This window comes from Anaerosporobacter mobilis DSM 15930 (genome assembly GCF_900142955.1).
Lineage (GTDB): Bacteria > Bacillota > Clostridia > Lachnospirales > Lachnospiraceae > Anaerosporobacter > Anaerosporobacter mobilis.
Map to the genome: position 1 here is coordinate 23,575 of NZ_FRCP01000009.1, position 14,679 is coordinate 38,253.

Here is a 14,679-nt window from a genome sequence, read left to right on the forward strand (position 1 = left end):
ACGATTTGGGGGCTTTTTTCGTATACGGTAAATCATGAGTACTTCAACTTGTCTGTTAGTTTTCTGAGATAATTGAATAATAAACTAACGGATTTTTTAGATTGATTCTGGATCATATTTTAGTTTATAACTTCTATAAACAGTTTTGGTCGTTCTAGCGAAAGGATGAGTGTGTATAGAGAGAGGACTTAAACCATTGGATTATGTTATCCACACAACGAAGGGGATGGAGTTATAGTGAGGGGGTAATATGTAATGTCTGTTTCCTATATTCGGCAGGAGTCATTTTATAGTGATATTTGAACATTCTGCAAAAGTAAGCAGCACTAGAAAAACCAGTAACTAATGATATGTTAATAATTGTTTTTCTTGTGTTCTTCAATAAAATTGCTGCCTGTATTAAACGGTATTCAATAAGATAAGAAACCGGAGATTGGCCGATTCCCTGACGAAAAGTTTCCAAAGTACTACTTTTGCTAATGTTAGCAGTATTTGCTATATCCTCAAGTCCTATATTTTCTGCATAATGTTCATGGATGAATTGAAGCATAATCTGTAAACGTGAAGAGTGAAGGGCAGATTTTACTCCATTTGCAGGAACTGTTTCAATATTTATGTTTTGAAATAGATATTTCCATAGCTCAGTAGTTAGTAAAAGCGTATTAAGAGGAGATAAAGAATCCCCATTCTGTTCCTGTTTATCATAGATTTTATCCAATAGCATCAGTATTGTATTCTGCCATGAAATTTTCGGGTCCAGTATCTGATATGAGGGACCGGATGACAGCACAGGTAAGATATATGTATCATGAATTAGGCTTCTTTCCGTGGCAATTAGTTCCGGTGCAAATACTATATTGGGCATGATACCGCCATCATCGGTTTCAAAGCGATGAATGGTTCCGCTGTTTATAAAGATTCCCCAACCTTTCTCAAGACAAATTCTGTTTTGCCCAATCAGACAATTTACAGTACCCTTTGAGACTGTCACGAACTCAACCTCTCGATGCCAATGCCAGTCTATGAATCCAAGGTCGAATTGGCAGATGTCGTCAACATAATATGCGATAGGGTATTTGTCGTTGCCGTGAGTAGCGATTTCTCTTAATGTTTCATCGGTAGTTGTTTTGTAGAACTGCATAATTTTCACCTCTGTTATATTGTACTATATATTTGCGATTTTATGTAGTGAAAAAAGATTTTAATTGAGATATAATGCAATAAAGCTAGTAAATAATTATCTATTTTAGGAGGAAAAGACATGGCTAGCTTTTTGAAATACAATCCGCAGTGGATTCGTAAACCAGCTCAAAATATTACCTGGGAGGTTGTTATGGAGTTTAAGTGGTTAAATCAAAGTACAATAAACAAATCAGGAAAAAGAATCGAAATTTTTGCTCCTAAAGAAAGTGATTTTTTCTGTAATGGTGGGACTGTTGGAGAAGAGGGAGTTACTCCGGAATCTCTTAATAATGCTCCTTTTTATTATACGGAAGTCACAGGAGATTTCGTGATGAAAGTAAAAGTGTCACTTGATTTTAAAGATATTTATGATTCTTCTTCTATTATGGTAATGCAGGATATGACTCATTGGGCAAAAGCATGTTTTGAGCTTACAGATTTTAACACGCATGCTGTTGTTAGTGTTGTTACAAATGGGCAGTCGGATGATGCAAATGGTTGCAATATAGAGGAAAGTTCTGTTTGGCTTCAGTTATGTCGCCTGGGACAATCTTTCGCATTTCATTATTCAATAGATGGAAATAATTATTATATGATGCGATTTTTTAACTTACCATCAGGAGAAACATTGAAAGTAGGTCTGCTGGCACAGGCACCTACCGGTGTAGGTGGAGCTCGTATATATGAAGATTTGACAATAGAAAAAAGAAAAGTTAAAAATATTCGAATGGGAAAGTAATTTCGTAGTGGTAAATTATCAAAGGAAGGACATAGAAACCGGCGAAGTTGTGGAGTAATAGTTCTATATTAAAATAACTAAGTGAACAGCCCCTACTCTGTAAAGAGTCGGGGCTGTTCGCTTAGTTATTTATAATACTCTATAAAATATAGGATGTCATAGATGATACAGAGTAAAATGAGTATAATCCAAGGTAATAAATTAATATGTATTTCTTGACTACCAACTATCGGCCTTGAGTTGGTAGTTTTTTATTAAAAATATAAAAGTAAGTTAGGTAAACTAAAAGTTATGTATAGTGAAAAATAATTAATTTACATTCTAAATTAGTTTAGCAGCATTTATCGGAGATTCTGAGCGATAATATGGTTTTTGTAATCGAAGTAGAACAGGAATAATTTCTGTATATAAATCTTCTATTTGAACAATTTGTACTTCGCCAATATCTTTTATAAGAATAAAATTATTAATGTTTGAATTTCTTTTTTTATCATATTGAATTAAATCTAATATCTCATATGGGGGCAAAGAGGAAATATATGTAGGGAGATTGAAGAGTTCAATTAATTTAATTATTTTATCGGCGATCTCGTTGGATAATATATTTTTTTGTAGAGAGATATAGCAAGCAGCAACTAAACCTAAAGAAACGCATTCGCCGTGTTTCAGTTCAAAATTATATAAACTTTCAATTGCATGACCAATAGTATGACCAAGATTTAAGCTTTGGCGTTTTCCGTGCTCGTACTCATCTTCCTCTACAAATTTACGTTTTATATTGCAATTTAAATAAACGAGTTCATTAAGTATAATTAAGTCCCTAGCTTTAATTCTCTCATGTTCTTCAGTTAAAAGAGTAAATAGAGATTTACTGTTATCTAAAATACTATGAACTAGAACTTCGCCCATTCCGCAATTAAATTCACGCTCTGGCAGGGTGGTTAATAAACTAGTATTAATAAAAACTTGTATTGGTTGATAAAATAATCCAATATTATTTTTATGACTTAAGAAATTAAGAGCAGTTTTTCCACCAACACTACTATCAACTTGGGATAGTAGTGAAGTGGGGACCTGTATAAGCCTTAAACCAGACAAGAAGGTTGCAACAGCAAAGCCAACTAAATCACCAATGACCCCTCCACCAAAAGCAATAATAATATCTTTTTTTGATGCATTACCTTTTATCAAAAAATTATATATATTTTTTAACTCTTGAAAGGATTTACTCTGCTCGCCAGCAGGTATAATAAATTTTGTTAATTTAAACTTTTTTAATGTATCTTCTAATGCTTGAAAATGCAATATATTTACATTAGAGTCTGTTATAACAAAAATTTGTGAGCTTTCGTATTCTGAAATATAGTTAATTAAGGCTTTAAAGTTATTATTTATTGATATTGGATAATAACCATTGTTAACAGAAATTATGATGTTTTTCATTTTACACCTCCACTTAATAAGAATAGATAAATATTTGTTGTAGTATCGAAATAGTTATAGAAATCAAAATTAATTTATGCTATACTAATACAAAAAATGGAAAAGAGGTAAAGGGATATGGCATCAAGTATGGAATTTGTGGAATATGTTTGTGAACAGATTGCAGGGGGAGGAGAAATCTCATATAAAAAGATGTTTGGAGAATTTGGAGTTTACTGTAATAATAAAGTAATCGGAATGATTTGTAAAGACCAATTTTTCCTAAAGAAGACAAGTTTCGGTGAAAACAGGTTAGGATGTGATGCAGGGGAGGCACCTCCATATGCGAATGCAAAGCCATATTTCCTAATAGAAACATTAGATGATAGAGAGTTTTTAGCAGATCTAATAGCTGGTACTTGTGAAGAACTTCCAATGCCAAGACCAAAAAAGAAGAAGGTTTCATTATAGATAAAACGATACTTTCACCAGATGAGTTATAGTCAGGAATACACACTTTTCAGCAATCTTAATCCAATCCCAATAATCAAGTCTTTGCATTCTGTTTCAATGTGAATCTCAACAAAATGGTCTGCTTGGGTAATTTTTTAACTTAAACATTTTTAAATCTAGTAATTTATTGATATAAGATAGCATTTATATGCACCTCCGAGTGATTGTTGTAATGGACTGGCACTTGGAGGTGTTTTTTATTATAAAATAGAATAAAATATTGGAGTTTACGAGTCTAAATATGATGTGCTCCCCGTCAAGAGGACAATGAAATATTTGGGCTTTTTGGTTATGTACCTGCCTTGTTTGGCAGGTACATTTTTATGTAATATGGGATGAACTCCTTTAGATAGGCTTGCAAATGATTTATTATCTTTGCCATTAGTGGAACATTTCTGATTTTTCTGCCCTTACCAATCTTCCTTAAAGATATCCCGATTATTTTTAAAAGGTACTCTATTATTGTGTGTTTACAAATTATGCTAAATATCAATATTCATTATTCTGTAATTCCTTATTTTTCCTTTAAATACTTGGTAAAATATAACAAGTAGCATTCCTGTAATCAATAAAACACGGGTTTGCATAAAAAGAATACCCCATAGTAAAATAGGTGTGTTACTGGTCAGTTATATGATGCAGATAAGATGATCAGTGATATAAAAAGACCTGTAGACCTACAGGCAGCATAAAAATCTAAAAAAGGAATCTTGGTGAAACGTCCATTGTAAATCAATGCTAAGAGACCTTGGAATACTCACAAAAACATAAATAAGAGCCGGTAGTCAGTCGTAATTTTTCACCACTAGAGCACAAAGATGACTCAGCAAAGGAGCACTGTTGGAGGAATTGGGTTACCACTGCGATTAATCGCAGGGCCTTCAAATACAAAAAGGAAGACGTTTTTTTGTTGTGCCCAAAATTCCTTAAACCAAGCATTAAATGTAGGTTATATCCGTGGAGTAGGTTCTGAAAAAAATGAAATGTGAGGAAAAGTAAGAGTATATAGGGGAGGTATAAGGAGGCATAGTATGGGTACCAAAGAAAAAATTAAAGATTTGAGAAAAAAGAGAAAAATGACTCAATGTACATTAGAGTGTAGGATTGGAATTGACCAAGGAACAATTAGTGCTCTCGAAAATGGTAAACAGAATATATCACTTCAGCAGGTCATTTTGTATTCGAAATTTTTTGGTGTGTCTACGGACTACTTATTGGACATTTCAGAAACACAACATTCTCATAAAGTGTTGAATAGAAAGGATATATTATTGGATAAATATTATGATTGTATTGTCCAATTGGATAAGCTATCAGAAAGAGATAAAAACGTTATCTATACAATGGTGGATTTATTAGGAAAAATGTCATCAGACGGATAGATTATTATATGCAGCAATATGTCTGTAGTAATTATCCTATAAGTATCCCACATGGTATCTATATAACAAAATACAGAGAATAAAAACTGCTTTAAGTATATCCCTCTAGTACAATAGGAGGTTTTGAATTCTAATAAAAAATGTAAAATGATTAGGAGGAGGTACAAATGAATAACTTTTATGATAATGTCGGAGCCAGAATTAGAGATTTACGAGAAACTAACAGATACACAAGGGAACAATTATCAGAACTGGCAGAAATTTCTCCAAAATTCTTATATGAAATCGAAACTGGAAAAAAAGGATTTTCAGCAGATACGTTATATAGAATTGCGAAGTCATTAGCAGTTTCAAGTGAATATATTTTATCTGGAAATAATCAATACATATATGATGGGAAAGTTATTAACACATTAAATCTTTTTAATAATTCACAAGTAGTAAAAATAGAGGAATTATTAAAACTTATTTATGAGATCATCATATAGTCTGGGATATTATATAAAATTTCAATTCATAAATAATTTGGAGTATAAGTTAGGAAACATGGAGATTTTGGAATGTAATATGAGTTGGTATGTGATACTTTTTGGAAAGTGGATATGAAGAAGATGTAGACTATTCTATTTTATTGATGAGTGTATTGAAATCTTTCAGAAAGTAGTTGAGTAAGAAATTTATTATTAAAGCAGACAGCAGGAGAGGGAATATGGTAGAAATTACATTTGTAAAACTAACAGATGATGTGCCTTTCAATAGTGAACTTATAAAACATACTTCATTTGAAAGAAGAGTAAGAATTTCTAAGCTTAGAAATGAAGCAGATAAAAAGCGGAGTTTAATAGCAGAGCTATTGATAAGAAAAGCTGCATATGAGAAATTGATGATACCTATTGACAAGGTGAAAATTAGTTATAATCCCTACGGGAAGCCTTATATCGCTAATGCTAGAAAATTTAAGTTTAATGTATCCCATTCAGGCTCTTACGTGGTAATTGCCGTAAGTGAATATGGAGTTGGAATAGACATCGAAAAGATAAGAGAAATTGATATGGGTATTGCTCAACGATTCTTTACTAAGAATGAGTATTCATTTATTGAATCCTTGGCATCAGAGGTTGATAAGAGGAATGTCTTTTACATGTACTGGACACTGAAGGAAAGCTATATTAAGGCAATCGGAAAGGGACTTAATATTCCCCTTAATTCATTTGAGTTTGCAATCGGGAATAATATAAGTTTAAATCATCAGAGGTCAAAGGGAAAATATTGCTTCACTTCTACAACGTTGAACGGTTATGCAGTTTCTTTATCTTCCAAAAGTTATGATTTAAAGTATAAGTATATCTATACAGATGAAGCAGACATATATAATTATTATAAAAGTATAGTTAATTAGAAAAAGCCTCACTAAACGACAAGTGTAGGACAAGAAAATATAAGGAGGCAAGTGTGAGATACATTAATGAAAGAGATATTATGAGTCTGGGTATTAATTGGAGTAATATCATAGATCATTTAGATAAAACGGTAAATTACCTGAACCAAAATGAGTATGAGCAACCTATTAAACCCTATCTGAGGTATAAGAATATCCAAAATAGAATTATTGCTATGCCAGCATATGTTGGAGGGGACATAAACATATCAGGAATTAAGTGGATTGCTAGTTTTCCAGATAATATAAATAATGGAATACCTAGGGCCCATAGCATTGTTGTATTGAATAATGCAGATACTGGACAGCCAGTATGTATCATTAATACAGCTCTGCTAAGTAACATAAGAACTGCAGGTGTTAGTGGATTATTTATGAGTTATTACAAAAAAAGTAGGGAACTTAAGAATATTAAAATTGGTATTATCGGATATGGTCCTATTGGGAAGTACCACTATGCTATTTGTAAGGAAGTTTTCAAAGGCGATTTAGAGGAAATATATCTATATGATATTCGTGGGATCAACAAGGAAGATATCCATTCTACAAAAGAATGCAAAGTTACTATTGCAGAGAATTGGCAAGAGGTTTATGAACATTCAGATATATTAATTACATGTACTGTTTCTAATGAACCTTATATAGATATGCGGTCTAAAAAAGGTAAACTTTTGCTAAATATCTCCCTTAGAGATTACAAAACAGAAGCAATAAATATTCAAGAAGATTTGATAATCGTGGATGATTGGGATGAAGTGTGCAGAGAAAAAACTGATATTGAATTGATGCATAAGAAACTAGGATTAAACAAGGAATGTACGAAATCCATTGTTGATGTTGTATGTAATAATTGTTTGGCTGAATGTGATAAGGATAAAACGATAATGTTTAATCCAATGGGAATGGCAGTTTTTGACATTGCAACTGGAAATTATTATTATAATCTAGCAGAAAAAAACAATATTGGTACAGTATTAGAATAAAACTTATCCACTTAATACGACGCATCCTCAGAATAATCGTGTCAAGTTTATAAGGAGGAGTATTTTATGTTAGATCTAGTTGGCAACACCCCGATGGTAAAAATCGAAGATCCAGGAATTAACTTATATGCAAAGTTAGAAGGCTATAATCTATCCGGAAGTGTGAAAGATAGAGCAGCAAACTATATAATTGATAATCTATTAATGAATCGTGTAATTAATAAGGATACTACAATTATAGAATCCAGTTCAGGAAATTTCGGTATTGCATTAGCAACGTACTGTAATAGAAAGGGGCTAAGATTTATATGCGTTATAGATATAAATATTCAAAAAGAGAATGAATGCATATTACATCATCTAGGAGCTGAAATCGTAAAAATAGATATTCCAGATGAAAATGGTGGATATCTAATGAATAGGTTAAAAAAGGTTAGTGAGCTCAAAAAGCGGATAGAGAACAGTTATTGGATTAATCAATATGAAAATGTACTTAATTGGGAGTCCTATTATAATACCTTAGGGTTGGAGATATGTAATCAAATTACCAATATTGACTACATTTTTCTAGGTGTCAGCTCGGGTGGTACGATAACAGGGGTATCAAGAAGAGTAAAAGAACATAATCCTAAATGCAAGGTTATTGCAGTTGATACAGAAGGTTCAGTCATATTTGGAAGCCCCCCAAAGACAAGGCATATATCAGGTATCGGATCAAGTATTATTCCCATCAATCTAAAAAGTGCTAAAATCGATGAGATAATGATAGTAAATGAAGAGGATACAATTAATATGTGTCGTTATTTACTCAGGAAATATGGATTGCTTATCGGAGGCTCATCTGGGGCTGTATATACTGCGGTTAGGAAATACTTTGATATTCATAAGACAGTTCAAAATCCAAATGTAGTAGTAGTGTTCGCTGATCGAGGAGATAGGTATCTGAATACCGTTTACAACGATGAATGGGTACAGAAAATAAGGACAGAAAACAGTAAAAAAATACAAAATAATGGAGGAAGCAATGAATAAAAATTATTTATTTTCATCAGAATCAGTTACAGAAGGTCATCCAGATAAAATGTGCGACATCATATCTGATGCCATATTAGACGCGTATCTAGAAAAAGATCCAAATTCAAGAGTTGCGTGCGAAGTCACAGCAACAACTGGGATAGTTACTGTAATGGGTGAGATTTCATCAAAATCAACAATCGACATCACAAAAATTGTAAGAGAGGCGGTAAAGGAGATTGGATATGAAGGTGAAGATTTTGGATTTAATGCTAGTACCTGTGCAGTTATTTTAGCGATTGATAAGCAATCAGAAGATATCAATCTAGGTGTTAGCAGTTCGCTAGAACATAAGAAAAATGAGAATATCTGTGAAGAATATAAGGATATTCAGGAAGAAGAGGAGAAAGGACGAGTTGGTGCAGGAGATCAGGGTATGATGTTCGGATTTGCATGCAATGAGACGAAAGACTTTATGCCGGCTCCCATATATTATGCACATAAGCTTTGCTACGCATTGAGTGCTAAGCGAAAAGACAAAGTATTAAACTATTTAGGTCCGGATGGTAAGTCAATGGTTACATTTGAATATTGCGATGGCAAACCAAAAAGAATCGATACGATTGTAATCTCTACACAACACCGGTCAGATATTACGCAGGAAGAAATTCATGATAACATAATAAAGCATATTATTAATCCAGTTATACCCAAAGATCTAATAGACAGTGAGACCAAAATTCTTATCAATCCAACTGGACGTTTTGTAAAAGGCGGTCCATGCTCTGATACAGGACTTACAGGGCGAAAGATCATTGTAGATACGTATGGAGGAGTGGGTAAACATGGAGGGGGCGCTTTCTCGGGCAAAGATCCTACCAAGGTTGATAGAACCGGAGCTTATGCAGCAAGATATATTGCAAAAAACATTGTAGCTGCAAAGATAGCTGATAGATGTGAGATTCAGATTGCTTATGCAATTGGGGTTGCTAATCCAGTATCAGTTTATGTAGACACTTTTGGAACATCTTCCATAAGCAATGAAGAGATTACTAAAATGATAATGAAATTGTTTGATCTAAGACCAGGCGCTCTGATAGAACAATTTGAAATGAGATCCCCAATTTATAAGCAGCTTGCAGCATATGGACATTTTGGACGAAGCGATTTACATATCCCATGGGAAGAAACTAATAAGGCGGAAATGATTAAGGAGTATTTTAAAGATGGCGCAGAATAGGCAAAGAACATCTTGCGATACTTAGGCAAAAAGAGTATCACAGGTAGTCTTGCGGTATGAATGGGGGAAAAATGAAAAACTATTTAATTGGAATGGATATTGGAGGGACACATGTACGTACCGGTTTGTATTCCATTGAGAAGAAAATGATCGTTGAATATAACAAAATATCGTTTATTCAAGGGGAAACAGCAAAAGAAGAAATAGAGGCTAATATATGCGAGCAAATATTAAGGGTTCTGTATCAAAAACAGATATCACTGAATTCCCTAAAGGGAATAGGCCTATCCATGGCTGGTAATGTGGATCAGAATATAGGCTGTGTGCATCGATGGCCAAATCACCATTTATGGGAAGGGTTTCCGATTTATAATTATATTCGCGAGTATTTTCATACACCTGTTATTGTAGAAGACGATGGAAACTGTGCGGCTGTTGGAGAGAGTATGGAGCAGTATGGTGATGAGCATTATAAGGGAAATTTGATTTACTGTACCATAGGAACAGGAATAGGCGGCGGTATTATCTTAAACCATAGACTGCATAAGGGAGAGTATGGGATGGCAGGAGAACTGGGACATTTATCTATACCTGAAGTACACAAACTATGCGGCTGTGGAAAGACGGACTGTCTTCAGAGCATAATAACAGACAAGCATATGGAAGAAAAAGTAGGACGGCATATAGCTGATATATTATATCAACTGGCATATATTCTGGATATTCCAAAAGTCATTGTGGGTGGAGGACGCATAGAATATAATCAAAATCTTTTTCAGTACATAGTTTCAATATTCAACCAGTACAAAGAAGCCGACCATAGGAATTATAGTATAGAAAAGTCAAAGCTTTATAATAAGAACGGAATATTAGGAGTGATAGAATTGTTGAGGAATGGTCAATGAAACTATTTATCTTATATATACTAATCGGAATGTTGGGACAACTTATTGATGGTTCCATGGGAATGGCTTATGGAGTAACCTGCAGCACATTTTTACGTGCATTTACAGGTCTGCCAGCTGCTACAGCAAGCGCCAGTATACACTTTGCTGAAATCTTTACAACGTGTAGTTCAGCAATTTCACATATAAAGCTTCATAATGTGGATAAAAAGATGTTCTATAAACTTCTTTTACCAGGAGTAATAGGGGGAGTGACAGGAGCAGTATTACTGTCAAGAATGAATCTTGAAGCGTGGGAGATTATTATTGATGTTTACTTAATCATCATAGGAATCTCGATATTATCAAAGGTAAGGACTAAAAAAAAGAAAGTAAATAAGTTTAAAAAAAACCCAATATTAGGATTTGTTGGCGGTGCATCAGATGCTATAGGTGGAGGGGGCTGGGGGCCTATTGTGACATCAACGCTAATTGCTTCTGACCATGACGTGAGAACAACAATTGGTACTGTTAATTCGGTAGAATTTTTTATAACTGTGACAGAGTCCATCGTATTCTTCTTCTTGCAGGGAAACGCATTTATGAGATTTAGCGTTCCAATTGTGGGGTTAATTATTGGTGGAGTCATCGTGTCCCCCTTTGCAGCATTTTTGTGCACAAAACTACCGAAAAAAATCATCATTATAATGACGGGCTTACTTATTATTCTAATCAATAGTTGGTCACTTATATGCGATTTTTGATTATCAAGAAGTAAAGAATTCCTTCCAATGAAGTAGCGCTATTAATCATAACAAATAAAATAATAATTAAAGAAAGGATAAGCAAATGGCGAAAAATAAAATCATTCAAAAATTAAAAGAAATTATTATTGAAAGTATGGAGTTAAAATGTACACCTGAAGAAATAAAAGGAGATGATTTAATTACAGAGTTAGGTATCAATTCTGTAGATGCCTTGGAAATATTAGTCTGGGTAGAGAATACTTTTGAAATACTTATTGATGATGATGATTTAAATTCACAAATACTATCATCCTTGGATACACTAGGATGTTATATTGAAAAAAAGTTAGAAGCGTAAAGGTAAGTCCATGTTAAGAAAAGAAGTGAAAGTTAGTTTAATTATTCCCACCTATAATAAAAGCAGTCGGTTAAGATTAGTGCTGGAATCAATTTTTTATTTAAAGGACGTAGATGACCTGGAGATTATTATTGTTAATGACGGTTCTACAGATGACACGGAAGTGGTATTGAGAAATTTTATAGAAAGATGTAGTAAAGCAGTCATCAGGGTATCAGTTATCATGTCAAACAATAAAGGAAGATCTTATGCCAGAAATTTAGGAATTAAGAAAGCATCAGGTAGTATCATCGTTTTTACAGATGATGATTTAATACTGAATCCTAATTTTATACATGAACATAAGAAAAGGCATGAAGAGAATACACATTTAGTAGTACATGGACAGATTAATCATATACCTTATTTGAAATTTTTCAAGGATCCTATCACAGGGTTAATGATGAATGATCAGGTGACTAAAAAAAAATTGCTCGATAAAACCATTCAGATCGACATGTTTGAATCTGATAAAATAGAAAGCTACTTAAAGGAGAATGCTCATATCAGTAAATTTGAGCAGGAAATATTTGATTTATATCAGCAAACAACAGAGGAAGACTCTTGTTTCAGGTGGGTTGGTTTTAATGGTGGGAATGTTTCTATCAGAAAAGAAAACATATTGAATGCTGGAATGTTTGATCAGCGCATGGGACTTTTATGGGGATGTGAAGATCTTGAGTTAGGGTATCGATTGTATAAGAAAGGATATTTTTTTGCATATGAAATGCAGGCTAAAAATTATCATTTAGATCACTACCGAAAAGATTCTAAGGAAATACATGAAGAATCTATGAGGTACTTTATAGAAAAACATCCGGATATAAGTATCCGACTGCTAAATCAATACTTCCGAGGAGAATATTCAAGCCTTTTGGAATGGAAAAATCAGCAAAGAGGTTAAGGAGACAAAAAAATAATTATGGGTATTGTAGTGAAAGAAGAGAGAATTAAAGAAATACCAGTACTGTTAGTGTTTAAAGAAAACAGGCAGGCAAAGTCCGTTATTTTTTTATTCCATAAACTATTGAATAATAAAGAACAGGGGTTGCCCTTGGCCTATGAATTAGCCAAAGAAGAATATTTTGTTATTATACTGGATATGTATGGACATGGCAAGCGTGAAATTAGTTTTGATACCAGTCAGCGATATGAATTTAATCATCTGGTAAGAGACATACTGGCAACGGTGTCAGATGTAAAAATAATACTATGCAATGAAGAATTTAACAGTTTATATGGGTTGAAAGACTTGAGTGTAAAAGTAGTAGGTATTTCTATAGGGGGTACGATTGCTTTAACCTGTTTCATGCTTATGAAAGAAATTGACAGTATGGCAAGTTTAGCCGGTACATACGATTTAAAATATATTATTGAAAATAAAAGGCTAGATTCATTTAAATTATTTGCAGCATCTACACCAGTCATTGACTATGAAAGAGCCAAAGAAGAGCAGAAAAATCTGGATATAACCAATCATTTATTCAAAGAAAAAGCAAGACCAATATTATTTATGAATGGAAAGCTTGATACCACTGTATCAATTGAGGCACGTAAAGAATTTCATGATGAGTTAAAAAAGATATATAAGACCCATGGTAAAGAAAATTTGATAATATACAAAGATTATGCAAAGACAGGTCATGAAGTAACAATTGAAATGGTGAAAGATTTGATTAAATGGCTCAATGCACAATAGGAAGGAGTGGCAGATCATGAATCATACAGATAATTTATTGCAGTTTATCAATGGATATAAACTGTCAAATGCATTATTTATTGCAGCAGAATTAAAAATATTTGATTATATTGATGGTGTTAACAGTGTAGAAACAATTTCAAATCAATTATCTGTAGATCCCAAAGCGTTAGAAATCATATTGGATGTTTTTTGCTCAATGAACCTGATAAGAAAAAGTGATGATAAAAAGTATATTCTTGAAGCTGAGTGGAAGCCGTTGCTAGATAGCAGATCAAAAAGCAGCATGATTTCCTTAATACAGTTGGAGCATTATCTGTCCACTAAGCATACTGGCGAAGACAGATTCAAAGATGTTCTTATAAGCGGTAGGGGAAGTGACGATTTAAACTTAAATGCTAAAGAAGGAAAGGAAAACGTATATGGCTGTGTAATGGATGCTGGAGGACAATATTCATCGGTATGTATTGCAAGGGAATTTAACAAGGTCAAAAAAGGAACCATACTGGATGTGGGAGGAGGTATGGGGACGCATGCCATAAAAATTTGTCAATTTAATCCACAATTGAATATTGATATTGTTGATAAAGCAGAAATGAAAGAGCAATGTATAAAGAATATAAAAGAACATGGGATGGAGGATAGAATTCACTTTCTAACGGGAGACATCAGAGATATCTCTTTGGAGAAGAAGTATGATGGAATTTTGGAATCCAATGTTCTTCATTTGTTTAGCGATAAAATGAATCAAAAACTCTTGGTAAAATTAGCATCAGCATTACATAAAGGTGGAATATTGATTATGCATGATTTCTTTCTCTCAGAGGATAAGGCAAAGAGGCCAGTATCATCGATTTATACATTGGACTGGATGATGCAAGGATCTTTCTTTCATGCGGATGCTCAGGATATTAAACAATGGGTTGAGGCGGTAGGATTAGAATTCATAAAAGAGGTTCAATATGAGCGTATTCCTACGTCAATCATTATTACAAAGAAAATCTAATATATAAAAATAGCAGAAAATGGCGTGGTAGATC

The 14,679-nt window shown here is 33.3% G+C and carries 16 protein-coding genes; 14 read left to right on the forward strand and 2 right to left on the reverse strand.

The window, feature by feature from the left end; all coding sequences use genetic code 11:
• Positions 1-232: 232 nt before the first annotated feature.
• Entirely contained in the window at positions 233-1,141 is a 909-nt protein-coding gene (locus BUB90_RS08375) for an AraC family transcriptional regulator (protein WP_073285956.1), read from the reverse strand.
• A 120-nt stretch (positions 1,142-1,261) separates the two neighbouring features.
• Here BUB90_RS08375 and BUB90_RS08380 point away from each other — a divergent pair, with 120 nt between their 5' ends.
• Complete coding sequence (locus BUB90_RS08380; RefSeq protein ID WP_242952509.1) at positions 1,262-1,921, forward strand: DUF1349 domain-containing protein; 660 nt, start codon at positions 1,262-1,264, stop codon at positions 1,919-1,921.
• 321 nt (positions 1,922-2,242) lie between these two features.
• On the opposite strand, the gene aroB is transcribed toward BUB90_RS08380, so the two are convergent.
• Positions 2,243-3,364: a 3-dehydroquinate synthase gene (aroB, locus tag BUB90_RS08385; protein ID WP_073285959.1), complete on the reverse strand. Its 1,122-nt coding sequence runs from the start codon at positions 3,362-3,364 to the stop codon at positions 2,243-2,245.
• Positions 3,365-3,481: 117 nt separating this feature from the next.
• Between aroB and BUB90_RS08390 the strand changes: the two genes are divergently transcribed.
• The 13 genes from BUB90_RS08390 to BUB90_RS08450 all read left to right on the forward strand — a co-directional run bounded on the left by BUB90_RS08390 (position 3,482) and on the right by BUB90_RS08450 (position 14,645).
• A complete protein-coding gene (locus BUB90_RS08390; protein ID WP_073285963.1) occupies positions 3,482-3,814 on the forward strand; it encodes a TfoX/Sxy family protein in 333 nt (110 codons plus the stop codon).
• Positions 3,815-4,887: 1,073 nt separating this feature from the next.
• Positions 4,888-5,238, forward strand: coding sequence for a helix-turn-helix domain-containing protein (locus BUB90_RS08395; protein WP_073285966.1), 351 nt, complete (start codon positions 4,888-4,890; stop codon positions 5,236-5,238).
• Positions 5,239-5,405: 167 nt separating this feature from the next.
• Complete coding sequence (locus BUB90_RS08400; protein WP_073285969.1) at positions 5,406-5,726, forward strand: helix-turn-helix domain-containing protein; 321 nt, start codon at positions 5,406-5,408, stop codon at positions 5,724-5,726.
• 221 nt (positions 5,727-5,947) lie between these two features.
• Complete coding sequence (locus tag BUB90_RS08405; protein WP_073285972.1) at positions 5,948-6,637, forward strand: 4'-phosphopantetheinyl transferase family protein; 690 nt, start codon at positions 5,948-5,950, stop codon at positions 6,635-6,637.
• Between the two features lie 53 nt (positions 6,638-6,690).
• Positions 6,691-7,659 carry a 2,3-diaminopropionate biosynthesis protein SbnB gene (gene sbnB, locus BUB90_RS08410; RefSeq protein ID WP_073285976.1) on the forward strand — a complete coding sequence of 323 codons (969 nt, stop codon included), beginning with the start codon at positions 6,691-6,693 and terminating at the stop codon, positions 7,657-7,659.
• Positions 7,660-7,725: 66 nt separating this feature from the next.
• Entirely contained in the window at positions 7,726-8,691 is a 966-nt protein-coding gene (gene sbnA / locus BUB90_RS08415) for a 2,3-diaminopropionate biosynthesis protein SbnA (protein WP_073285979.1), read from the forward strand.
• The gene (gene metK, locus BUB90_RS08420) at positions 8,684-9,913 is read left to right on the forward strand and encodes a methionine adenosyltransferase (RefSeq protein ID WP_073285982.1); all 1,230 of its coding nucleotides are present in this window, start codon (positions 8,684-8,686) and stop codon (positions 9,911-9,913) included. The genes sbnA and metK overlap by 8 nt, the downstream gene beginning before the upstream one ends.
• Positions 9,914-9,984: 71 nt before the next feature.
• A complete protein-coding gene (locus BUB90_RS08425) occupies positions 9,985-10,818 on the forward strand; it encodes an ROK family protein (RefSeq protein ID WP_170865466.1) in 834 nt (277 codons plus the stop codon).
• Positions 10,815-11,561, forward strand: a complete 747-nt coding sequence (locus BUB90_RS08430; RefSeq protein ID WP_073285989.1) for a sulfite exporter TauE/SafE family protein — start codon at positions 10,815-10,817, stop codon at positions 11,559-11,561. Before BUB90_RS08425 ends, BUB90_RS08430 begins: the two co-directional genes overlap by 4 nt.
• Before the next feature lie 85 nt (positions 11,562-11,646).
• The gene (locus BUB90_RS08435; protein ID WP_073285993.1) at positions 11,647-11,901 is read left to right on the forward strand and encodes an acyl carrier protein; all 255 of its coding nucleotides are present in this window, start codon (positions 11,647-11,649) and stop codon (positions 11,899-11,901) included.
• Between the two features lie 10 nt (positions 11,902-11,911).
• On the forward strand, positions 11,912-12,844 hold the full coding sequence (locus BUB90_RS08440; protein WP_073285997.1) for a glycosyltransferase family 2 protein: 933 nt from the start codon (positions 11,912-11,914) through the stop codon (positions 12,842-12,844).
• Between the two features lie 18 nt (positions 12,845-12,862).
• Entirely contained in the window at positions 12,863-13,639 is a 777-nt protein-coding gene (locus BUB90_RS08445; RefSeq protein WP_073286001.1) for an alpha/beta hydrolase, read from the forward strand.
• Positions 13,640-13,655: 16 nt separating this feature from the next.
• Positions 13,656-14,645: a class I SAM-dependent methyltransferase gene (locus tag BUB90_RS08450; protein ID WP_073286005.1), complete on the forward strand. Its 990-nt coding sequence runs from the start codon at positions 13,656-13,658 to the stop codon at positions 14,643-14,645.
• Positions 14,646-14,679 lie beyond the last annotated feature (34 nt).